This window comes from Rhizobium phaseoli (assembly GCF_001664385.1).
GTDB lineage: Bacteria > Pseudomonadota > Alphaproteobacteria > Rhizobiales > Rhizobiaceae > Rhizobium > Rhizobium phaseoli.
In genome coordinates this window covers 3,346,254-3,367,017 of record NZ_CP013532.1, presented here as the reverse complement: position 1 = coordinate 3,367,017, position 20,764 = coordinate 3,346,254, and the positions used below count along the sequence as shown (strand labels likewise).

19 protein-coding genes are annotated in these 20,764 nt (G+C 62.4%); 11 read left to right on the top strand and 8 right to left on the bottom strand.

What is annotated here, in order from left to right; genetic code table 11:
* Nucleotides 1-33: 33 nt before the first annotated feature.
* The 3 genes from AMC88_RS16260 to AMC88_RS16250 all read right to left on the bottom strand — a co-directional run bounded on the left by AMC88_RS16260 (nucleotide 34) and on the right by AMC88_RS16250 (nucleotide 4,126).
* Nucleotides 34-1,716, bottom strand: coding sequence for a DEAD/DEAH box helicase (locus AMC88_RS16260; protein ID WP_049772062.1), 1,683 nt, complete (start codon nucleotides 1,714-1,716; stop codon nucleotides 34-36).
* A 245-nt stretch (nucleotides 1,717-1,961) separates the two neighbouring features.
* Nucleotides 1,962-3,077 (bottom strand): DNA alkylation repair protein, encoded by a 1,116-nt coding sequence (locus AMC88_RS16255; RefSeq protein WP_012484818.1) that lies wholly within the window; start codon nucleotides 3,075-3,077, stop codon nucleotides 1,962-1,964.
* A gap of 20 nt (nucleotides 3,078-3,097) precedes the next feature.
* Entirely contained in the window at nucleotides 3,098-4,126 is a 1,029-nt protein-coding gene (locus AMC88_RS16250) for a LacI family DNA-binding transcriptional regulator (protein ID WP_012484817.1), read from the bottom strand.
* A gap of 162 nt (nucleotides 4,127-4,288) precedes the next feature.
* Here AMC88_RS16250 and AMC88_RS16245 point away from each other — a divergent pair, with 162 nt between their 5' ends.
* Nucleotides 4,289-5,236: a dihydrodipicolinate synthase family protein gene (locus AMC88_RS16245; RefSeq protein WP_012484816.1), complete on the top strand. Its 948-nt coding sequence runs from the start codon at nucleotides 4,289-4,291 to the stop codon at nucleotides 5,234-5,236.
* Nucleotides 5,237-5,436: 200 nt separating this feature from the next.
* Nucleotides 5,437-6,822 (top strand): MFS transporter, encoded by a 1,386-nt coding sequence (locus AMC88_RS16240; RefSeq protein ID WP_012484815.1) that lies wholly within the window; start codon nucleotides 5,437-5,439, stop codon nucleotides 6,820-6,822.
* 110 nt (nucleotides 6,823-6,932) lie between these two features.
* Here the strand turns inward: AMC88_RS16240 and AMC88_RS16235 are convergent, their stop codons facing one another.
* Nucleotides 6,933-7,241, bottom strand: a complete 309-nt coding sequence (locus AMC88_RS16235) for a hypothetical protein (RefSeq protein ID WP_012484814.1) — start codon at nucleotides 7,239-7,241, stop codon at nucleotides 6,933-6,935.
* Nucleotides 7,242-7,577: 336 nt separating this feature from the next.
* Between AMC88_RS16235 and AMC88_RS16230 the strand changes: the two genes are divergently transcribed.
* Nucleotides 7,578-10,985, top strand: a complete 3,408-nt coding sequence (locus AMC88_RS16230) for a response regulator (RefSeq protein ID WP_064825515.1) — start codon at nucleotides 7,578-7,580, stop codon at nucleotides 10,983-10,985.
* A 26-nt stretch (nucleotides 10,986-11,011) separates the two neighbouring features.
* Here the strand turns inward: AMC88_RS16230 and mnmC2 are convergent, their stop codons facing one another.
* Nucleotides 11,012-11,740: a tRNA (5-methylaminomethyl-2-thiouridine)(34)-methyltransferase MnmC2 gene (gene mnmC2, locus AMC88_RS16225; protein WP_041683732.1), complete on the bottom strand. Its 729-nt coding sequence runs from the start codon at nucleotides 11,738-11,740 to the stop codon at nucleotides 11,012-11,014.
* Here mnmC2 and AMC88_RS16220 point away from each other — a divergent pair.
* From AMC88_RS16220 to AMC88_RS16185, 8 genes are all read left to right on the top strand, one after another.
* The gene (locus AMC88_RS16220; protein ID WP_041683731.1) at nucleotides 11,739-12,917 is read left to right on the top strand and encodes an NAD(P)/FAD-dependent oxidoreductase; all 1,179 of its coding nucleotides are present in this window, start codon (nucleotides 11,739-11,741) and stop codon (nucleotides 12,915-12,917) included. The two genes, mnmC2 and AMC88_RS16220, sit on opposite strands and share 2 nt — an antisense overlap.
* A 114-nt stretch (nucleotides 12,918-13,031) precedes the next feature.
* Nucleotides 13,032-13,739 (top strand): DUF1045 domain-containing protein, encoded by a 708-nt coding sequence (locus tag AMC88_RS16215; RefSeq protein ID WP_012484809.1) that lies wholly within the window; start codon nucleotides 13,032-13,034, stop codon nucleotides 13,737-13,739.
* A gap of 112 nt (nucleotides 13,740-13,851) precedes the next feature.
* Nucleotides 13,852-14,775: an allantoinase PuuE gene (puuE, locus tag AMC88_RS16210; protein WP_012484808.1), complete on the top strand. Its 924-nt coding sequence runs from the start codon at nucleotides 13,852-13,854 to the stop codon at nucleotides 14,773-14,775.
* The gene (gene uraD / locus AMC88_RS16205) at nucleotides 14,775-15,275 is read left to right on the top strand and encodes a 2-oxo-4-hydroxy-4-carboxy-5-ureidoimidazoline decarboxylase (protein ID WP_012484807.1); all 501 of its coding nucleotides are present in this window, start codon (nucleotides 14,775-14,777) and stop codon (nucleotides 15,273-15,275) included. Before puuE ends, uraD begins: the two co-directional genes overlap by 1 nt.
* Complete coding sequence (locus AMC88_RS16200) at nucleotides 15,272-15,634, top strand: HepT-like ribonuclease domain-containing protein (RefSeq protein WP_012484806.1); 363 nt, start codon at nucleotides 15,272-15,274, stop codon at nucleotides 15,632-15,634. The genes uraD and AMC88_RS16200 overlap by 4 nt, the downstream gene beginning before the upstream one ends.
* 5 nt (nucleotides 15,635-15,639) lie before the next feature.
* Nucleotides 15,640-16,140, top strand: coding sequence for an ureidoglycolate lyase (locus tag AMC88_RS16195; RefSeq protein WP_012484805.1), 501 nt, complete (start codon nucleotides 15,640-15,642; stop codon nucleotides 16,138-16,140).
* Nucleotides 16,137-16,493: a hydroxyisourate hydrolase gene (gene uraH / locus AMC88_RS16190; protein ID WP_012484804.1), complete on the top strand. Its 357-nt coding sequence runs from the start codon at nucleotides 16,137-16,139 to the stop codon at nucleotides 16,491-16,493. Before AMC88_RS16195 ends, uraH begins: the two co-directional genes overlap by 4 nt.
* Nucleotides 16,494-17,234 carry a metallophosphoesterase family protein gene (locus AMC88_RS16185; protein WP_012484803.1) on the top strand — a complete coding sequence of 247 codons (741 nt, stop codon included), beginning with the start codon at nucleotides 16,494-16,496 and terminating at the stop codon, nucleotides 17,232-17,234.
* Between the two features lie 8 nt (nucleotides 17,235-17,242).
* Here the strand turns inward: AMC88_RS16185 and AMC88_RS16180 are convergent, their stop codons facing one another.
* Genes AMC88_RS16180 through AMC88_RS16170 form a run of 3 tightly spaced genes read right to left on the bottom strand, consistent with a single transcriptional unit; the run spans nucleotide 17,243 to nucleotide 20,753 of the window.
* Entirely contained in the window at nucleotides 17,243-18,964 is a 1,722-nt protein-coding gene (locus AMC88_RS16180; protein WP_012484802.1) for a flotillin family protein, read from the bottom strand.
* Nucleotides 18,961-19,608: an OB-fold-containig protein gene (locus AMC88_RS16175; protein ID WP_064825513.1), complete on the bottom strand. Its 648-nt coding sequence runs from the start codon at nucleotides 19,606-19,608 to the stop codon at nucleotides 18,961-18,963. Before AMC88_RS16175 ends, AMC88_RS16180 begins: the two co-directional genes overlap by 4 nt.
* 5 nt (nucleotides 19,609-19,613) lie before the next feature.
* The gene (locus AMC88_RS16170) at nucleotides 19,614-20,753 is read right to left on the bottom strand and encodes a PspA/IM30 family protein (RefSeq protein ID WP_225880685.1); all 1,140 of its coding nucleotides are present in this window, start codon (nucleotides 20,751-20,753) and stop codon (nucleotides 19,614-19,616) included.
* Nucleotides 20,754-20,764: the final 11 nt, after the last annotated feature.

Sequence of the window (20,764 nt, the reverse complement as noted above, 5' to 3'; positions counted from 1 at the left end):
CCCGGCCTTTCCACTTTTCAATCAACCCGCTGATCAGGCGCGTTCGCGGCGCTGGCCGCCATTGCGGGAGCCAGAGCCGCCGCGGCGGTTGCCGCCATTGCCCTCGCGGCGCGGTTCGCCGCCCTGGGCCTGGTGCTGACCGCGATCTTCACCGTGCTTGCGGGCCGGGCGGCCGTGCGCATGGCGGCCGTTGCCGCGGTGATGACCGCTCGGCTCGCCATTGGCATGATGGCCATTGGGGCCGCCATGCGCAGGCCGCTGCGGCTTTGCCGAGGGGCGGAAGTCGGAGGTCGAGACCAGATCGTTGTCGGGGCCGAGGTCCGGCGTGGTTTCGCCGCGGCGCTGGCCGCGGAAATCCTCGTTGCGGCCGGTCCGCTCGGGACGCGGGCGGCGTTCCTGGCGGCTGCCGCGATGTTCAGAGCGGTTGGCGTCGCCACGGCCTTCGCCGCGACCCTCACCACGACCCTGGCCGCCACCGCGATTGCGGTTGTTGCCATTGCCGTTGCCGCGGCGGGGGCCGCTGTTGCTGATGTTGGCCGGCGGTTCGCCGCTTGCAACTGCGATGTCGATGCCCATTAGGCGCTCGATGTCACGCAGCAGCTTGGCTTCGTCGGGGGCGCAGAAGGCGATCGCGATGCCGTCGCGGCCGGCGCGCGCGGTGCGGCCGATGCGATGGACATAGGCGTCGGGCACTTCAGGCAGATCGTAGTTGTAGACGTGGCTGACGGCCGGGATGTCGATGCCGCGGGCGGCAACGTCGGTGGCAATCAGCGTCTTGATGCTGCCATCACGGAAGGCTTTGAGCGCCCGCTCGCGCTGGCCCTGGCTCTTGTTGCCGTGGATCGAGGCGACGGAATAGCCGATATTGTCGAGGTGCTTCATCAGCTTCTCGGCACCGTGCTTGGTGCGCAGGAAAACGATGGCGCGGCCGTCCGGGTTTTCGGTCAGCGACTTGCGCAGCAGTTCGGTCTTGTCGTTCTTGCCGGCGACGAAATGGACATACTGCTCGACCTTGTCGGCAGCCTTGCCCGGAGGCGTGACTTCGACCTTGACGGGATCGACGAGATATTCGCCGGCGAGATCGGCGATCGCCTTCGGCATGGTGGCCGAAAACAGCATGGTCTGGCGCTTCTTCGGCACCAGCTTGGCGATCTTGCGCAGATCGTGCACGAAGCCGAGGTCGAGCATCTGGTCGGCTTCATCAAGGACGAGATAGCGTACTGTGGTTAGGGTGATGGCGCGACGATTGACGAGGTCAAGCAGGCGGCCGGGCGTGGCGACCAGAACATCGGTGCCTTTTTCCAGCTGCAGCTGCTGCTTGTTGATCGAGACGCCGCCGACGACGACGTTGATGCGCAGCGGCGACTTGCGGATGAATTTCTTCAGGTTGTCGGCGATCTGGTTCACCAGTTCGCGAGTCGGCGCCAGGATCAGCGTCCGCGTCGTGCGGTTGTCGGGGCGGCGCTCATCGGCAAGCAGTTTTTCGATGAGCGGCAGGCCGAAGGCGGCGGTCTTGCCGGTCCCGGTCTGGGCAAGACCGATCAGGTCTCGGCCCTGGAGGAGAAGAGGGATGGCCTGCTCCTGGATCGGCGTCGGCGTTTCGATGCCGAGCTGGAACAAGGTGGCGACGATCGGCTTGGAGACACCAAGCGATTCAAAATTAGTCAAGGCATAACCTTTCGGGGCGCCACAACGACTATGGCCGGAACGCACCATGCGATCCGGTTTCATTCTGGCGTCAAGAACCCCGCGTGAAGTGGGAACTTGCAAGTTGGAAAAAGCTTTCCAGCGCTTCTGGCCGCTGATGGGAGTGCGGCCTCTATCGAAATGCGCTTTTGTCCCTTCTTCCTGCGTTTCGTATTTTTTAGCAGGGGCACGCTCACGCGGCGGCCGGAAGGGTGAAAGCTGAGCCGCATTTGGGCTAATTCGCGTGGAAAGTCAAGTGCAGCGCACAAAAAGCCTCAACCCGGGTCGGGCGAGGGCATTTTGAGGATGAAGCTTTCCGACGCGCTTTCGGCGCCGTTGACGAGGATGGCGATGCGGTGCTGGCCGGGATAATAGCGCCGTGTCGTGATCGGCCGCATGGCGTGGCGGCGCTCGATTGCCTGGCTCTGCCCGGGCGCCAGCATGATCGTCTTGCACTTGAAGACCTTCGGCGACAGCGAGCCGTCAGCCTTCACATGGTGGATGGCGTAGTCGATCATCACTGATTGCGTGGCTTCACCGCCATTGGTCACCCGGATCGCGAAATCCAGCCCTTCGCCGAACATCACTTCGCCGTTGATGAGGCGAAGTTCGCATTGGAGCGATGCGGCCGCGCCGAAGCCGAAATTGGCGAGCGCCTGCGCATGGCCCTTCTTCAGGAGTGTGCGCGAGGCATGTTTCAGCAGGCGGCGGCGCTCGGGCGAAGCACCCTGGATATGGCCGGCGATGAAGGCGGCGACCATATCCGGATTATCCTTGGCGATATCGTTCAGGCTGTTGGCGACGGAGCGGCGCACATATTCTTCCGGATCGTCCATCAACGCGGTCAGGATGGGCAGGATCGGCGTTGGATCCTTGACCAGTTGCGGCAGGCGCATGGCCCAGGGCAGGCGCGGCCGCGTTCCCTCGCTCGCCAGCCTGCGCACATGCTGGTCGGGATCACCGATCCAGCCGGAGATGATGGCAAGTGCGCGCTGCTGGTCGCGATGGATGAAGGGACGGATACCGAATTCGGCGGTGAAATGCGGCGTCAGCGCCTTGAGGAGATCGAGGCCGAGTTCGAAATGATCCGGGCCGCGGGCGGCGATGAACTGGTTGACCGGCAGCAGCATCCAGCCGGTCAGACCAGGCCTCGCCGATGTCGGCAGGCTTGCCTTCAGGATGGCGGCTGCTTCGGGAAAACCGTCGGGAAGCGTGGCAAACAGCGCGTCGCGGATCAGCGCCGAGCGCTCCATCAGCTCCAGCGCGCCAAGGCCATCGGTCGCGAGCTTGACGAAACGGGTCTTGTCGAAGGAGGGCGCATTGGCGGCGATGCGGTCGGCCATGTCGCCGACCAGCGCGTTGCGCAGCAGGTTCTTGAGCGGTTCCGACATGCTGATTTTCTCGCGATCTTTCAGCGCAGCGGCGCTGTCGATTTCCTGGGAATGAGTGTCGGAGCCGAAATCCGGATGCGGTCGTCGACGGAAACGCCATCACCCGCAAGGAGATCAAGGGCATTTGCAGCGATCTGCTCGAACGGGACGCGCAACGTCGTGAGCGGCGTAGGAAGGTGGCTGACGATCGGAATGTCGTTGTAACCGACGATCGAGATATCCTGCGGTACGGAAAGGCCAAGTTTGGTCAACCCCGACAAGGCGCCGATGGAGGTATTGTCGTTGACGGCAAAAATAGCGGTGGGGCGTGGGCTGAGGTTCATCAGCGTCTCGACGGCGACGGCGCCGGACTCGATGCCGAATGTCGAGGGGATGATACAGGAGGGATCCACTGCCAGTCCCGCTTCTTTGAGTGCTTGGCTGAAACCCTCCACGCGGCCTCGCGAACTGGAGGCATAGGACGGGCCGGCAATGACGCCAATCCTCCGATGGCCGAGGTCGAGCAGGTGGCGCGCCGCGAGGTAGCCGCCCAGCCTGTCATCGCCGACGGAGGAGAGGCTGTGGCCGTCGGTTCGCAGCGCCAGCACATAGGGAACACCGCGTCTCGCCAGCTCGTCCGGAAAGTCGTCATCTTCCCGCGCCGTGGAAAGGATCAATCCATCGACGCCGCGTCTCAGCAGAGACTCGGCGGCAAGCCGGTCGGCCTTCGGCTTGTCGTCGGTGGTCGCGACAATAGCGAAGCGGCCGGTACGGCTGCAGGCTTTCGCCAGCGCTTCGTAAAGCATGGCCATGACCGTATCCGTCAGCCTCGGCACGATCACGCCGACCGTCATGGTGTTGCCGCGCCTGAGGCTCGCTGCCGAAACGTCTCTAACGTAGCCAAGCTCTTCAGCCACCTTGCGAACGCGCCGGGCGGTCTCGCTGTCGGAGCGGGGAAGCCGCTCGTCCAGGATGCGGGATACGGTGGATTTGGAAACGCCGGCTGCGGCAGCCACGTCAAGAATGGTGACGCGGCTTGGTCCGGTAATTTCGTCCGCCTTTGAATTCATTGAAGCTTTTCCATTCGAGTCGCGGCAGTCCGGCGCCGTGTGCGAACATGCACCAAAAAAAGAATTGACTCCAGAGAATTCGAGAACGATAGTGGGAACGTTCCCAATAACGATCCCGTCGCTGATCGTGAATGAACAGCGATCGCAAAGGAGGAGATCAAGATGCAACCGATGGATCTGCGCGGGCTCAGCCCGGCGCCCGTTACCGCCTTCACTCGCGACGGCGAAGTCGATCACAAGGTCAACGCAAAGATCGCCAAATGGCTGATGTCGATAGAAGGCGTCAAAAGCCTCGTCATTCTCGGCCATGCCGGCGAAGGCACTTTCCTTACCGAGGAGGAGCGCCTCGCTCTTATCCGCACCTATGTTGAGGCGGTCGACGGCGCCGTGCCGATCATTGCCGGGATCACCGGCGAAGGCACCAAGGTTGCTGCCGAAGAGGCGAAAAAGTGCAAGGCCGCCGGCGCCACCGGCGCGCTTGTCTATCCGAACCATGGCTGGCTGCGCTTCGGCTTTCAGAAGGGCGCTCCCCAGGATCGCTACAAGGCGATCTGGCAGGAATCCGGCCTGCAGTGCATCCTGTTCCAATATCCAGACGCCACTAAGGCCTCCTATGATCTCGAGACGCAGGTGGCGATCGCCACGCAGGAAGGCGTCGTCGCCACCAAGAACGGCGTGCGCAATATGAAGCGTTGGTACGTCGAAGTTCCGGAACTGAAGAAGGCCAACCCCCATCTTCAGATTCTGAGCTGCCACGACGAATGGCTGCTGCCGACCATGTTCGACGTCGACGGCCTGCTGGTCGGCTACGGCAATATCGCGCCGGAACTGCTGATCGACTTGATCAAGGCAGGCAAGGCGCAGAACTATCCAGAAGCCCGGAAGATTTTCGAACGCCTTCTGCCGGTGACTCGGGCCGTCTACCATCGCGGCTCCCACATGGAGGGCACCGTCGCGCTCAAACTCGGTCTCGTGCATCGCGGCATGCTTGATCATGCGACGATCCGCGAGCCGCTGAAGAATCTTGGCGAAAAGGCCGAGGCGGATATTTTTGCCGCCTTCGACGCCGCCGGTATCGGCCGCGTCGACCAGCTCCTGGCTGCCGAGTGATGCATTCGATGCTCCTGCGCATGCCGCGGGAGCGTCGTTCCGATGGAGGGAAGAAGCCGTGGAAGCAGCCTCTGCCGAAGATGGCATGTCCTTTTGAAGCCCATTGCACTGACAGGACAAGCTGACACGCAGCAATAAACATTGAACAGGAGCGTCCCTGGCCGGGAGAGTGGTAGCCACGGGGCGAGAAGGAGGAACCAATGAATGTCATGCAGCCTATGCCGGCCGAGGCGGTGAATGCCGCTGATCAACAGGCCGAAATCAGCGCTCGCCTGGAGCGTCTTCCAATCACCCGCGAGGTTTTCTGGGCCCGCAATATCATCGGTGCAGCCACGTTTTTCGACGGCTATACGGTGATCGCTATCGCTTATGCCATGCCCGTGCTGGTGCGCGAGTGGGGGCTCAGCCCCTCACAGACCGGCATGATCCTGTCGATGGGCTATCTCGGCCAATTGATTGGCGCCGTCCTGTTCGGTTGGCTCGCCGAGAAGATCGGCCGGCTGAAAGTTCTTCTGTTCACCATCCTGCTCTTCGTCAGCATGGATGTCGCCTGCCTGTTTGCCGCCGGCGCCGGCATGATGATGGCCTTCCGGTTCGTCCAGGGGATCGGCACGGGCGGCGAGGTGCCTGTCGCCAGCGCCTATATCAATGAGCTGATCGGATCGAAGGGGCGCGGCAAATTCTTCCTTCTCTACGAGGTCATGTTCCTGCTCGGCCTGGTCGGCGCCGGGCTGATCGGCTACTTCATGGTGCCGGTCTACGGCTGGAAGGCGATGTTCGTCGTCGGCCTCGTTCCCGCAATCCTGATGATCCCGTTGCGCTGGTTCCTGAAGGAGTCACCGCGCTGGCTGGCCGCAAACGGTCGCTACGAGGAAGCCGACGCCATCGTCACCCGTATGGAAGAGAGTGCTCGCGCAGCCGGCAAGGAGCTGCCCGAGCCGAAGCGCGTCCAGGCGCCGGTCCGCCGTACATCCGACTGGCGGGAGCTCTTCCAGGGCATTTACCTGAAGCGAACGCTCTCCATCTGGGCCATGTGGTTCACCGCCTATACGGTCGCCAACGGTACGATTACATGGCTGCCGACGCTCTATCGGCAGGTCTTCAACCTTCCGCTGCAAACAAGCATCTTTTATGGGTTCCTGACCTCGCTCGGAGGCGTGATCGCCGCCGTCATCTGCGCGCTGCTCATCGACAAGGTGGGGCGCAAGCGCTGGTACACCGGCGCGCTGCTTCTGGCTCCGCTGCCGCTACTGGCGCTTGCATGGCTCGGCGCAACTTCCGCCATTCAGGTTCTGGTGCTTGGCGGTCTTGCCTATGCCATTGTCCAGACCGTCACTTTCTCGCTCTATCTCTATTCGGCGGAAATCTACCCCACGCGCCTCAGGGCGCTCGGAACAGGAACCGGCAGCGCCTGGCTTCGCCTGGGCTCGTCGACCGGCCCGATCATCGTCGGCACGCTGATGTCTTCCCTGGGCATCCAATATGTCTTCGCGGGTTTCGCAGCCATTCTGATCGTCGGGGCGATTGTGACGATGCTGTTTGCCGTGGAAACCAAGGGCCGCGCTCTCGAGGAGCTTTCTCCGTAACGGATGCAGCACTGGTGAAAGCAATCGATCTGGCGAGCGAAAGCCCGCCAGATCGGCTCGTTGTGGTGGCCAGCGCCGCCGGGAGGTCAAGCGGCGCCGGGTGGTTTGCTCTATTCCGGGCATACCTTGACGCGATATGGCTCGCCCCAGCGATCGTGCCGCCATTCGATATGGCAATAGTGCGGCCGGTAATAGGTCCGGTAGACGGGATAGGGACGATAAACAGGGTAAGCCGGATACACTGGGTAGGCAGGACGGGCGGCTTCCGACAACAGGGCGCCGCCGACGACGCCGGCGGCAAGGCCTCCCCAAAAGGCATCGCGTGGACGGGCATCGGCGGTGGTGGCAGTGGCGAGCGAGGCGCCGGCAAGGGTCAGCGCGATCAGGCCCGTCGCCATGGTCTTATGAAGAACGGACATGTTAACTTCCTTATCTAGGCTGGCTTCTATAAAGCCGTGTGCAGACTCCGCCCCGATCGCGGCGGCGCGATGGCTGCGCAAGCGCTTGCCGCATTAAATTTTCGTCATGATTTCAACGGCCGTGACATGGCGGGCCGTCCGTCCAAGGCGGCAGATTGCCGACTGCGCCACGGTCCTTCATTCTCGTGCCGCCCGGCCAGTCAATCCCGGGATGTTTGGCTCGGTGAAGCGGCCCTAAAAATCCGCTGCTGAAATATATGGTTAAAACCTTGTTAAAAGCCTTGGCGTTATAGTCTTTGTCGTCGATATTTCATTTATTGCGGGAGCGACAATTTCTTGAAATCAGCCGGGGACATATTGGAGTTGGCTTGTCGCCGGATCGCTGATCTGGATACCCCGGCCTATGTCAAGAACAGCGAGCTGCGCTATGTCGCCGTCAACCAAGCCTATGCCCGTTTCCTTGGCTGCGAGATCTCCGATTTCATCGGCAGGCGCAGCCGCGAGCTCTTCGACCGTCCCGAAGAGGAGGAGCGTGAGGACAAGGAACGTCGCGCGCTGGTATTCGGCACCGAGGAAAACGCAATCTGCTTCGACGCGGCGAGCCTCAACCATGAGCGCATCCAGATCGAAAGTTTCTCGCCGTCGCCGGAGCGGATCTATGTACTCGGCATCTTCGAAGCCCGCGACCGCCGCGCCGTCGGCAACAAGGGGATCGGCGGCAGCCCTCAGACTGTAAACGATAACGGGATCGCAAGCGACCCTGGCTCAGCCGCTGATCTTGCCCAGGTGCGTGAGGCGCTGGAAAAGCTCGATCAACCGATCGGCATCTTCGCCGCGGACGGCCGCCCGCTGGTTGTCAACGCCGCCCATCGCAAGGGCGCAGGTCCTGCGCCCGCCGGCGATTCGGCCTGGGGTGACAGCGTCAGCGAACTCGACGCGCTGCGCACCGTGCTGGAAGATCTGCCGGTTGCCGTCTTCGTACGCGATGATCAGCATCGCCTGATCTATGCCAACAAATATTACGAGACCTTCAGCGGCCGCGCCCGCTCCGAGTATCTCGGAATGACCGAACACGAAATGTTCGGGCCGGAAGGCGCTGAGCCGATCTACCAGGAAAACCTGCTGGCGCTCAGGGACGGCATTTCGGTGGAACTCGAGAGCGAGATGCCGAGCAAAGGCGGTCACGTCTATCCCGTCATCTCGCGCGTCAACCGCGTCATCACGGCGGATGGGCGAACCTATGTCGTCGGCTCCTTTTCCGACATCTCGCCGCTCAAGGAGCGCGAGAAGGCGCTGATCGCCTCGCGCAAACAGGAAGAGGTGCTGCACCGGGATATCGAGAGCATCCTGCGTTCGCTGCCGATCGGCGTGCTGATCCTCGATAACGACCACCGGATTCTCTACGTCAACGACGAATTCTACAGCATCTGGGAGCTGCCGCGCGAGGACGGTTTCGACGGGCGCCCCTTCATCGATGTCATCCGCCGCAACCATGAGCTTGGCCGCTATGACGGGACGCGAACGCCGGAAGAGCTCTATGCTTTTCGCAAGCACCTGTTCGAAGCTGCAGAGCCGGAGCCGATCGAGGTCGGCTGGGCAGGCGGCAAATCCGTCATCTTCGACAGCCGGCGCATCTCCAACGACCGGATTCTGCTGACCTACGCCGATATTTCGGCGGTGCGCGAGCGGGAAAAGGAAATTCACGAGACGCGCGCCGCGCTGGAGCGGGTCGGGGAAATGATGCGTGATGCCACGCACGCCATGTCGCAGGGACTTGCCATCGTTCAGGACGGCATCATCAAGATGTCCAACGAGGCAATGGCCGATATTCTGCAGATCCCGCCGCATTATATCGAGGCCGGGCAGGGCTGGCTCGGCATGTTCGAATTCTGCGCGGCGCGCGGAGATTTTCATGATGCGGCGGCCGACATCCTGGAGGGCTGGCGCGCCAATATCGCCGCAAGGCAGCCGATCTCCACCGTCTTCCATGTCGGCGGCGAGCGCTGGGTGAATATGGACGCGACGGTCAGCACGGGACAGCATTGGGTGGCGCTGTTTACCGATGTAACGGAACTCAAGAGCCGCGAGGAGGAATTGCGCGAGCTGCTGTCGCGCGCCGAAGCCGCCGACCGCGCCAAGTCCGAATTCCTCGCCAATATGAGCCACGAGATCCGCACGCCGATGAACGGCGTGCTCGGCATGGCGGAGCTGCTGGCGAAGACCAATCTCGACACGCGCCAGAAAACCTTCATCGACATCATCGTCAAATCGGGCAATGCGCTGCTGACGATCATCAACGACATTCTCGACTTCTCGAAGATCGATGCCGGGCAGATGAAGCTGCGCAAAGCCGCTTTCGATATCACCGAAGCGGTGGAGGATGTGGCGACCCTTCTCTCCTCGCATGCCGCCGAGAAGAATATCGAGCTTCTGGTGCGGGCCGCCCCCGACCTGCCGGCCGCCGTGATCGGCGATGCGGGCCGTTTCCGCCAGATCGTCACCAATCTCGTCGGCAATGCCGTCAAATTTACCGAGCGTGGCCATGTCTTCGTCGACGTCGGCTTCGAGACCGTCGCCGGCGGCGAAATCATGGCGAATATCCGTATCGAGGATACGGGCATCGGTATCCCTGAGGAAAAGCTGGAATCGGTATTCGACAAGTTCTCGCAGGTCGATGCCTCCTCGACCCGGCGGCATGAGGGAACAGGCCTCGGACTTGCGATCACGGCCGGGCTCGTCGACCTCTTTGGCGGATATATCAAGGTCGAGAGCCAATGGGGCGAGGGCTCGGTCTTCACCGTCAATTTGCCTTTTGCGGTGGCGGCCGCCCACCTCGAGCCGAAGCCGCTGCCGATCAACGTGCAGGGCGCGCGCATCCTCGTCATCGACGACAATGAGGTCAACCGGCGCATCCTCACCGAGCAGCTTTCGCTCTGGGGCTTCGACGGCGTCGCTGCCGAAGGCGGCGGCACCGGCCTTGCGATCCTGGAGGCGGCGGCCGATCTCGGCGTCACCGTCGATGCCGTCATACTCGACTATCACATGCCCGACATGAACGGCGCCGATGTCGCTCGCCGGCTGCGCGCCGATCCCCGCTTCGTCGAGCTGCCGATCATCTTCCTGACCTCGATGGATATCTCAGGCACGGAAAAGGAATTTGCGGCGCTGAACGGCCAGGCGCATCTGATGAAGCCGGCGCGCGCCAATGTGCTGCGCAACACCGTCGTCGAGGTGGTTCGCGCCCGGCGCGTGAAGCAGGCTTCGCAGGCCGAAATTGCCCGGCTGCAGGCCGAAACATCCGTGCCGGCACCGGTGCCTGCGCCGCAGAAGCGGGCAGCTGATTTCGTCGACGTGCTCGTCGCTGAAGACAACGAGGTCAACCAGATCGTCTTCACCCAAATCCTGCAGGGAACGGGGCTTTCCTTCCTGGTTGTCAATAACGGGGAGCAGGCTGTCGCGGCCTGGGAGAGCCACACGCCACGCATCATCATGATGGATGTCTCGATGCCCGTCATGAACGGTCATGAGGCGACCCGGACAATCCGCGAAAAGGAAAAGGGGCAGAGCCAGCGGGTGCCGATCATCGGCGTCACCGCCCATGCGCTGGAAAGCGACCGCGAGGCTTGCCTCGACGCCGGCATGGACGACTACATGTCGAAGCCGATCAGCCCGGAGCTGCTGGAAGAAAAGATCCGGCAGTGGCTCGGCAAGGACGACCAGCAGCCGGGACGTACGAGCTACTGATCCTAACCGACGAATGCCGACAAAATCTAGCTGGAAGGCGCCTTGACACCGCAGAGCATTTCTCGCTTGCCGGCGAACCCTTTGCGGCGTTCCACGGCAAAACCGGCGGCGATGAGGTTGCGGCGCACGAAGCCGGCCGCGGCATAGGTGGCGAAGGTGCCGCCGGCGACGGTCTTTTCGCAGACCTCGCGCATCAGCTCCTCCGACCACATGTCGCCGTTGCGCGACGGGGCGAAGCCATCGAGATACCAGGCGTCGAATCCGGGTTTTGCCGCGGTGACGCCATCGAGCGCCGAGCCGCAAACGACGCTGAGCCGCGTCTGATCGTCGAGGTCGAGTGAGACGGTCCCATCAGGCGTTTGCGGCCAGGCGGCCGTCAGCGCCTTGCGCTCGGCATCGAGCTCCGGCCAGTGCGACAGCGCCCGGCCGATCTCTTCGCCGCGCATCGGATGGAGTTCGAAGGAGATGAAATGCAGATGCTGGCCGGCTGCGCGATGCTGCTTCCATTGCCGCCAGGTCTCAGCGAAGTTCAGGCCGGTGCCGAAGCCGAGTTCGCCGATCACGAATGTCTGCCGCCCGTTCCAGCGCTTCGGCAGGCCGTTGCCGGCGAGGAAGACGTGGCCGCATTCCAGCCGGCCATCCGTCTGGCAATAAAAATGATCGCCAAAGGCTGTGGAATAGGGCATATCGCCGTCGCGCCATTCGAGCGGCTGCGGCGCTCCCGCGCCAATCTGATCTGGGTTCACGTCTGTCATGGAAAAAGCCGATAGTCCTGCGCCGGCGTCCGGTCAATCTTCTTGCGACCTGCTGATCGTCGGCGGCGGCATCATGGGCCTCTGGGCGGCCGTCCATGCCGAGCGGCGCGGGATCAGCACCCTTCTTGCCGATGCCGGCAGGCTGGGCAGAGGTGCGAGCGGTGGCCTGCTCGGGGCGCTGATGCCGCATATGCCGGACCGCTGGTCTGAGAAGAAGCAGTTCCAGTTCGATGCTCTGGTCTCGCTCGAAGCCGAAATCGCCGCGCTTGAAGCGGCAACCGGGCTTTCTGCCTGCTATAACAGGTCCGGACGGCTGATCCCGCTGCCGAAACCGCATCTCAATCGTATAGCCCGCGGCCATTCCGAGGACGCCGAGCGCCACTGGCGGGCAGGCGAGCGCCGGTTCCACTGGCATGTGCTCGCCAGGCCCGATGTAGACGGCTGGGTCGAGGCCTCTGCCGGCGAAAGCGGTTTCGTCCATGATACGCTTGCTGGCCGCGTCGCCCCCCGCTCGCTGATCTCAGTGCTGATCGCCTTCCTGCAGCAAGCAAAACATGTGCGCATTATGGAAAACGCCGGTGTTGCCGATCTCGATCCGGACCGAGGCACAGCCGCGATAGGCAGCGAAACCGTCACCTTCGGCCGCTGCATCCTGGCCGCCGGCCATCGATCCTTTCCCCTGCTGCAGGATCTGACGCTAGGGCTGAAACAGCCGCTCGGCCAGCCGGTGAAGGGGCAGGCGGCGCTGTTGAAGGCGGAGATCGACCCGGCGCTGCCGACGATCTTCCTCGACGGTCTTTACATCGTCGCGCATGAGGGCGGACATGCGGCGATCGGCAGCACCAGCGAGAACCGTTTCGACGATCCCGTTTCAACCGATGCCCAGCTCGACGCGCTGATCGAGGCGGCGCGCGCCATCGTTCCGATCCTTCGCGGCGCGCCGATCGTCGAACGCTGGGCGGGGCTTCGCCCGAAGGCCGTCGACCGCGATCCGATGATCGGTCGCCATCCCGACCACCCGCGGCTCATCGCATTGACCGGCGGTTTCAAGGTCAGCTTCGGCCTTGCCCACCGGCTGGCAGAGGCGGCAGTTTGTATCGCAGGCGATACAGACTGCGAATTTCTCCTGCCGGAAAGCTTTGCGATTTCAGGCCATATCGCTGTGGCTTCCCGTTAAACGCGAATTAGATGCAGCTGCGTTTCGTTATTCTGTCATGCAAATCACCTATCTGCTTGCGCATCGGCAGCGCCCAATTTCATCGGCGCTCACTTCCTTGATGGAGGAAATTGCATGCGCTATGCCATTTGCTTCACGCCTCCGGCGAGCGACCCGCTGTCGCTCGTAGCCGCCAATTGGCTTGGTCGAAACGTCTATTCGGGCGATATGCTGGAGCCTCCGGCCGTCCGCGGCCTCAGCATTCACGAGATCGCCTTTCATACCGCGGTGCCGCGGCGTTATGGTTTCCACGGCGTTATGAAAGCGCCGTTCCATCTGTCTGCCGATATGTCCGAATCGCAACTCCTGCGCGATCTCATGCGTTTTGCCGGGACATTTGCTCCCTTCCAGATTTCACGTCTGGAAATTGCCCGGCTCGGCAGTTTCTATAGCCTGATGCCGAGCGCTCCTTGTGAGCAGATCCAGTATCTGGCTTCGGCGATCGTCCAGGAGTTCGATCGCTACCGCGCGCCGCTGAGCGAAGCCGACATCGAGCGCAGCGATCCGGATGGGTTGTCGGCGGCGCAATTCGCCAATCTGCATCGTTGGGGCAATCCTTATGTCATGGACGAGTTCCGCTTCCATATGCCGGTGACAGGCTCCATCAACGCGGTCGACATGCCCCGCATCGAATCGGCGCTGCGAAAGATCTTCGAGCCCGTTCTGAAGGAGCCGGTGATGGTTTCGAACGTGGCATTGATGATCGAAGAGGGTACCGGCGGTCCCTTCCGCGTCCACTCGCTGCACCCCATGGGCAAGGTCAGCGCGCGCAGGATCGCCTGAGTAGCGTTGAGCTAAGTGATTGTGCCGGAAGGATAAATTCTGCCACGCAGTTTCCGTCTCGACATTCCGGCTGCGGATGATACCGTTCCCCGTCTTTTCAGAAGGTGATTTGATGGTATCCGAGAGTTATCCGCGCAATCTCGTCGGTTATGGGCGCCAGACGCCCGACCCGAAGTGGCCTGAAGAGGCATGCGTCGCCGTGCAGTTCGTCATCAATTACGAGGAGGGCGGCGAGAGCTCGATCCTCGACGGCGATCCCGCGTCCGAAAACCTGCTGTCGGAGATCGTCGGCGCGGCTGCCTGGCCGGGGCAGCGCAATCTCAATATGGAATCGATCTACGAATATGGCTCGCGGGCCGGCTTCTGGCGGCTCTGGCGGATGTTCACCGACCTCAAGGTGCAGGCGACCGTCTACGGCGTGACGCTGGCGATGGCTCGCAACCCCGAGGCCGTCGCAGCGATGAAGGAGGCCGGCTGGGAGATTGCCAGCCACGGCTATCGCTGGCTGGAATACAAGGATTTTCCAGAGGATCTCGAGCGCAAGCATATTCTCGAAGCGGTGCGCCTGCACACCGAACTGACCGGCGAACGGCCTTACGGCATGTATCAGGGCAAGCCCTCCGACAACACGCTTCGGCTGGTCCAGGAGGAGGGCGGTTTCCTCTACTCCTCCGATTCCTATGCGGACGATCTGCCTTACTGGGTGAAGGGCGTCGACGGGAAACCGTTCCTGATCATTCCCTATACGCTCGAAACCAATGATATGCGTTTTGCGACGCCACAGGGTTTCAACGCGGGCGATCAGTTCTTCACCTATCTGAAGGATGCCTTCGATACGCTTTATGAGGAAGGCCAGGCGGGCAGCCCGAAGATGATGTCTGTCGGCCTGCATTGCCGTCTCGTCGGGCGTCCCGGCCGGGCGGCGGCGCTGAAGCGCTTCATCGAATATGTGCTGAAGCACGACAAGGTCTGGATCCCGCGCCGTATCGAGATTGCCGAACATTGGCACCAGCACCATCAGCCGGGCGCGCTCTGATGCTGTCGCGCAAGGATTTCGTTTCCCGCTTCGGCGGCGTCTTCGAGCATTCGCCTTTCATCGCCGAGCGTGCCTTTGACAACGGGAGCGTCACAGAGCCGTTGACGGCATCAGGCGTGCATGCGGCGCTTGCCGCCGTCTTCCGGGCGGCAAGCAAGGAAGAGCGTCTCGGCGTGCTCCGAGCCCATCCGGATCTCGCCGGGCGCCTGGCGGTCGCAGGAGAACTCACCGAGGATAGCCGCAAGGAGCAGTCGGGAGCCGGTCTCGACCGGCTGAGCCCGGTCGAGCATGCCCGCTTCAGCGAACTCAATGCGGCCTATGTCGAAAAATTCGGCTTCCCCTTCATCATCGCCGTCAAGGGGCTCGTCAAGGAGGACATCCTTTCGGCCTTCGAGAGGAGGATCGGCAATGGCCCGGATGAAGAATTCGCGACCGCAACGGCGCAGGTCGAACGGATCGCCCTGCTACGCCTGACATCGATGTTGCCGGAGGGTGAATGAGCGAGCATCGTGCTATCGACTACCTGAATGAAATGCAGAAGGCGGCAGCCGAAGCGCTGTATTTTGTCGGCGGAATGGATGAAGCTGCCTTCGCCGAGGACAATCTCACTTTCAAGGCGGTTGCCTTCTGCCACTTCACCATCGGCGCGGCTGCATCCCGCCTGCTCGTAACCCATCCAGAATTTGCCACCGAGCATCCCACTTTGCCGTGGACGAAAATCTGCGGCACCGGCAACCGCATTCTCGAAGACGTCTTCGCCCTTGATCCCTCCGAAATCTGGGAGGCAACCTATCGTACGCTGCCGGAACTTCTTGTCGAAATCGATGCCATTCGTCACTGGCATGCCGAAGGCGAGTGAAGCCGTTGCCCGAATTTCTCGACATCCGTCCATTGACCAGATTGGCCTTCGCGCCTTTCGGCGAAGTCATCGAAGCCGATCCAGCCTCGATGCGGCTGATCAATGGCGGCACCACCGAGCGTTTTCACGCCTTGGCGGCGGCCGAGGCGGCGGGTGAGGGCGCGCGCGTCATCATCAACCTCTTTCGCGGGCAGCCGCGCAGCTTCCCCTATGCTGTCGATATGATGGAACGTCATCCTTTCGGCAGCCAGAGCTTCTCGCCGGTTTCCGGCCGGCCCTTTCTCGTCGTCGTTTCAGAGGATGAAGGCGGGCGCCCCGGCCGGCCGCAGGTGTTTCTGGCGCGCGGGGACCAGGGGGTGAATTACCGCCGCAACGTCTGGCATCATCCGCTAATGGCGCTTGGCCAAGCCTCCGATTTCCTGGTCGTCGATCGCGACGGACCAGGCAATAATCTGGAGGAGTTCTTCTTCGAAACCCCCTTTGTCATCAAAGAGCCAGCCTCATGACCGGATTGACCACGCATGTTCTCGACACCGCCCTCGGCAAGCCGGCTGCAGGCCTCAGGATCGACCTTTTCCAGCTCGAGGGCGAGATCCGCAGGCATTTGAAGACGGTCAAGACCAATGCTGACGGCCGGGTCGACGGCGGCCCGATTCTATCAGGCGAAAATATCCACGTGGGAACCTACGAACTGGTCTTCCACGCCGGCGATTATCTCAGAGCCTGCGGCACGCCGCTGCCGCATCCGGCTTTCCTCGATCTCGTGCCGATTCGTTTCGGCATTGCCGACGTCACGGCCCATTACCATGTTCCGCTGCTGATCTCGCCTTACGGCTATTCCACTTATCGAGGCAGTTAAATGCGCTTTGCCGCCATCGCCGATATCCACGGCAACCACCTGGCGCTCGAGGCGGTGCTGGCCGATATTCGCGCGGAAGGCATTGAGGAGATCGTCAATCTCGGCGATGTCTTCAGCGGGCCGCTGGAGGCCGGCCGGACGGCGGATCTCCTGATACCGCTCGGCCTGACTTCGGTGCGCGGCAATCACGACCGTTATCTGATTGAGCAGGACCCGGCTTCCATGCATGCCTCAGATGCCGCTGCCTATCGGCAATTGTCGCCATCCCAGCTCGACTGGCTGCGCAGCCTGCCATTCGATGCCGTCTATCGCGGCGAGGCCTATCTCTGCCATGCAACGCCGAAAGACGACAATCTCTACTGGCTGGAGTGCGTCTCGCCGGAGGGCATCGTTTCTCCGAAGCCGATCGAAGCGATCGAAGCGTTGGCTGAAGGCATAGACCTGCCGCTGATCCTTTGCGGGCACACGCATATTCCCCGCGCCGTCCGTCTCTCCGACGGCCGGCTGATCGTCAATCCCGGTAGCGTCGGCTGCCCGGCCTATGACGACGCTCTGCCCTGTTATCACAAGGTCGAAGCCGGCCATCCGCTGGCCGGCTATGCCATTCTGGAAAAGACGTCTGCGGGATGGACGTGGCAGTTCCGGAACGTCGCCTATGACAATCTTGCGATGTCGAGGCTGGCGGCGGAAAACCGCCGGCCCGACTGGGCGAGTGCGCTGGCGACCGGCTGGCTGCGATAGCCGGAAAATTACTCCTTCGGAGGTGCAGCGGCGATAACCGCCTGTGCCGGTGCGGCGGCTGCGGCCGGAACGACGTGTGGGGCCGCGGGCTTGGCGCCATCAAGATTGCCAAGCAGGGATGAGATCGCATTATCGCCTTCGAAGCCGGCCTCCTTTAACAGCTTGTCGAGGATCGGCTTGTTGGCCTGGTAGGCGAGCAGCTGACCGGCCAGCCCGTCGCCCATGCCGATACCGCTGTCGCCGTTCGCGCCGCCGCGGCCGAGCATGCCACCGGTGTCGAAGATCCTGATGTCGGAGATCTTTTCGATCGGCTTGACCGCCTCGGCAAGCGCTTCGGGAATGATGCGAATGCGCTCGCGGGTGATTTCGAACTCGATGATGGTCTGGCTGAGCTTGTTGCGGGCCTCGTTGAGCAGGGCCTCGCTTTCAGCTTGAGCCCGGCCGGTTTCGAGAATGCCCTTTGCCTTGATGATCGCCGCATCCGCTTCGGCGGTCGCGAGCGTCTTAATGGCTTCTGCCTGGTCGATTGCAGCCTGCTTCTCGGCCTCGGCGCCGACCGTTACGGCAGTCGCTTCGGTTTCGGCTTTCTTGCGCGCGTCGATCACGGCGATCTGCTTTTCGCGTTCGGCGATCTCGATCGCCTTGGCGGTGCCGACCTTTTCCTCTGCCGCGATCGCGGTAGCGCGGGCCGTTTCGGCAGCCGCCTTCGCCTCGGACTCTTCGCGGCTCTTGTTGGCAACGGCGATGGCGCTTTCCTGGGCGACGATTTGAAGGTCGCGCTTGGCTTCGGTATCACGCTGCTGGACGGCGCGGGCCGCATCGATGTTTGCGCTTTCGCGGGCTTGCTTGGCAGCTGCCTCGCGTTCGGCGATCGCCTGCTCTGAGGCGATGCGGGCCTCTTCCTCGGCGCGTTTTGCCGCCTGCTCCTGCTGAGCGGTTTCGGCGCGCGTCGCGGCGGATTTATTGGCGATGTCGCGTTCCTGGCTGAGCTCGGCTTCCCGCTTCGTCCGCTCGATGGCGAGCGACTGCTGGCGGGCCTCGAGATCCTTCTGGGCAATCGCGACTTCGGTGTCGCGGACGATCTCGTTGCGCTCCTTCTTGCGGCTCTCGGTGATGCGGGTCAGTGCCGCCAGACCCTGTGCATCGAAGAAGTTATTGGCGTTGAAATGCTTGATATCGGTCTGGTCGAGGCGCGTCAGCGACACGGATTCGAGTTCGAGACCGTTCGACTGGAGATCGGCGCCGACGGCTTCCTGCACGGCCTTGACGAAATCCATGCGCTGCTCCTGCAACGCGTCGAGGTTCATCGTCGCCGCGACCGAGCGAAGGCCGTCGACGAATTTCGCCTCGATCAGGATGCGCAGCGCCTCGGCGTCATTGGTGCGGCTGCCGAGCGTCTGGGCGGCAAGCGCGATCGAGGAGGCGTCCGGCTTCACACGCACATAGAATTCGGCGCCGATATCGACCCGCATGCGGTCCTTGGTGATGAGCGCATCGCCTTCGCCGCGGCGGACTTCGAGGCGCAGCGTCTTCAGGTTTACCCTGGCGATCGAGTGGAAGATCGGCAGGACGACAGAGCCGCCGTCGAGCACGACTTTCTGACCGCCGAGACCGGTGCGGACATAGGCCTCGTCACGACTGGAGCGCGTGTAAAGCGAGGCGAGAACAAAGCCGATGCCGAAGATCAGAACGATGCTAATGCCGGCCGGTAGAAGAATGTCGTACATCATGGCTGCTCCCTGAAAGATTGATTGTTTGCACCGATGGGATCCATCAGTGCTGGAATAGCGATAAACACATCTGCCTTGCGATCGACGAGGAGAACCTGCGTGCCGATCTTCAGCGGCTCATGGCCCTTGGCCGCCTTGGCTCTCAGAACATGCCAGTTCCCGTGCTGGTCCTTGACCCGGACGCGGCCGGGCAGTCCCTGGTCGAGCGGCCCAAGCGACACTTCTCCGGTCCGGCCGATGAGGGTATCGAGATCGACGGCATAGGTCTCGTCGTGCGGGACGATCCGCGCCACCGTGCGGCTCGATGCCCTGACCATGGGGAAGGTGACCGTCAAGGCGGGAACGACGGCGACAGGGGCGGGCAGCGGGGCCCAGAATGCGCCGGCGACCGCCTGTACGGCAAAACCGGCAATAGCGAAGAAGCCGAGCGCCATCATCAGGAGAATGAGCAGGGGGACGCCGCCGACATTGAGCCAGGAGAGGTAACCGGCAAAACCGTCATGGCCGTTGAAATCCGGTTTTCCGAGAAGCTCCGTGATCGAAAAACCCATGACGGTCGCGAGCATCTCGATCACGGTCAGGCCGGCAAGCACGGCGGCGGCGATCGCGAAGGGAAGGCATTCAGGAGCGAGGAAAAGTCCCATCGGCGTTACCGGTTATCCGCCTTGAAACGCGCAAGGCGAGCTTCGATCGCCTGCTCGCGGTGCAATCGGTCGAGTTCGTCCAGTTCGGAACTTTGGGCGTTTTCGGCCGATGGAACGCCGGTCAGCCGCGAGACAGCTGCGGCGGCGCGGGCAGCACCTGCACCGGGGCTCGGCCTGCTGTGGCCGGCCAGAGCCTCTTCGGGATGCCTGGCGATGCTGCGCTTGAAATCGGCAAGGCGGGCGTCGGCCTCGCGGCGGGTGGCGAGCACGGCCTGCAGGGCTTTCTGGCCCTCATCCAGCTGCTCGCTCACATCGGCGAGCGCCTTGTCGAGCGCTGCGATCTGGGATTCGAGATCGATCTGACGAGCAACGCCGGCCTTTGCGAGGTCATCCCGATGCGAGGCGATGGCCAGGCGGATCTTCTCATCGAGGGCATTCATGTCTTCAACGATTTCATCCTTGCGGCTCTGGATGCGGTATTCCTCGGCGCGTGCCTTGCCGAGATCGGCGCGGGCTTCCTCCGCAGCCGCATCGATTTCGCGGATCGCCTGTTCGATGACGGCGATCTTGTTGACGCCTTCCGCTTTGTCGATCGCCGCGTTCGCAATACCCGCGATCAGGCGACCCATGCGTGACAGAATGCCTTCATTCGTCATGTTTTCCTCCATCCGAGCGGAATTCGGCGTGACGCCGATGTTAATCTCGTAGCGATCGTGGTCCGCTACAAGGTATGCGGGAAAAATACTCTCCCATCCCCTAAAATAACCGGCGACATCGAAGGGCACGGCAACGCGTCCGTGCACTGTGGCGATGGTCAGGTCCGAGGGGCCCTTGATGGCGAAGAGCTTATCGTCGAGCGGCAGCTGCAGCGGCTCGGGGATGACGCCCCGATTGGCGGCGAAATCGCGAAGGCCGAGCGTCACCAGTCGCGCCGGCAAGCCCGTCTGCTCGCGGACGGTTTCATAGGCAAGATCATGCAGGACGACGAGATTGGCGCCGGCTTTGTCGTCGATGAGTTCGGTCAGGACGCCGGTCATCCTGCGATAGGCGGCAATGGTGTCATCAAGCGCTTGGCGGGCCTGATCGTCAGGCGCCAGCATGTAGCGCAGCAGCGATGGATGCGGTGTCTTGCTCGTGGTTGCCATGGATAAAAACA

Coding starts and splice junctions, on each gene's coding strand:
- AMC88_RS16260 (WP_049772062.1), bottom strand. CDS start 1,716: ATGGTGCGTTCCGGCCATAGTCGTTGTGGCGCCCCGAAAGGTTATGCC.
- AMC88_RS16255 (WP_012484818.1), bottom strand. CDS start 3,077: ATGTCGGAACCGCTCAAGAACCTGCTGCGCAACGCGCTGGTCGGCGAC.
- AMC88_RS16250 (WP_012484817.1), bottom strand. CDS start 4,126: ATGAATTCAAAGGCGGACGAAATTACCGGACCAAGCCGCGTCACCATT.
- AMC88_RS16245 (WP_012484816.1), top strand. CDS start 4,289: ATGCAACCGATGGATCTGCGCGGGCTCAGCCCGGCGCCCGTTACCGCC.
- AMC88_RS16240 (WP_012484815.1), top strand. CDS start 5,437: ATGAATGTCATGCAGCCTATGCCGGCCGAGGCGGTGAATGCCGCTGAT.
- AMC88_RS16235 (WP_012484814.1), bottom strand. CDS start 7,241: ATGTCCGTTCTTCATAAGACCATGGCGACGGGCCTGATCGCGCTGACC.
- AMC88_RS16220 (WP_041683731.1), top strand. CDS start 11,739: ATGGAAAAAGCCGATAGTCCTGCGCCGGCGTCCGGTCAATCTTCTTGC.
- mnmC2 (WP_041683732.1), bottom strand. CDS start 11,740: ATGACAGACGTGAACCCAGATCAGATTGGCGCGGGAGCGCCGCAGCCG.
- AMC88_RS16215 (WP_012484809.1), top strand. CDS start 13,032: ATGCGCTATGCCATTTGCTTCACGCCTCCGGCGAGCGACCCGCTGTCG.
- puuE (WP_012484808.1), top strand. CDS start 13,852: ATGGTATCCGAGAGTTATCCGCGCAATCTCGTCGGTTATGGGCGCCAG.
- uraD (WP_012484807.1), top strand. CDS start 14,775: ATGCTGTCGCGCAAGGATTTCGTTTCCCGCTTCGGCGGCGTCTTCGAG.
- AMC88_RS16200 (WP_012484806.1), top strand. CDS start 15,272: ATGAGCGAGCATCGTGCTATCGACTACCTGAATGAAATGCAGAAGGCG.
- uraH (WP_012484804.1), top strand. CDS start 16,137: ATGACCGGATTGACCACGCATGTTCTCGACACCGCCCTCGGCAAGCCG.
- AMC88_RS16185 (WP_012484803.1), top strand. CDS start 16,494: ATGCGCTTTGCCGCCATCGCCGATATCCACGGCAACCACCTGGCGCTC.
- AMC88_RS16180 (WP_012484802.1), bottom strand. CDS start 18,964: ATGATGTACGACATTCTTCTACCGGCCGGCATTAGCATCGTTCTGATC.
- AMC88_RS16175 (WP_064825513.1), bottom strand. CDS start 19,608: ATGGGACTTTTCCTCGCTCCTGAATGCCTTCCCTTCGCGATCGCCGCC.
- AMC88_RS16170 (WP_225880685.1), bottom strand. CDS start 20,753: ATGGCAACCACGAGCAAGACACCGCATCCATCGCTGCTGCGCTACATG.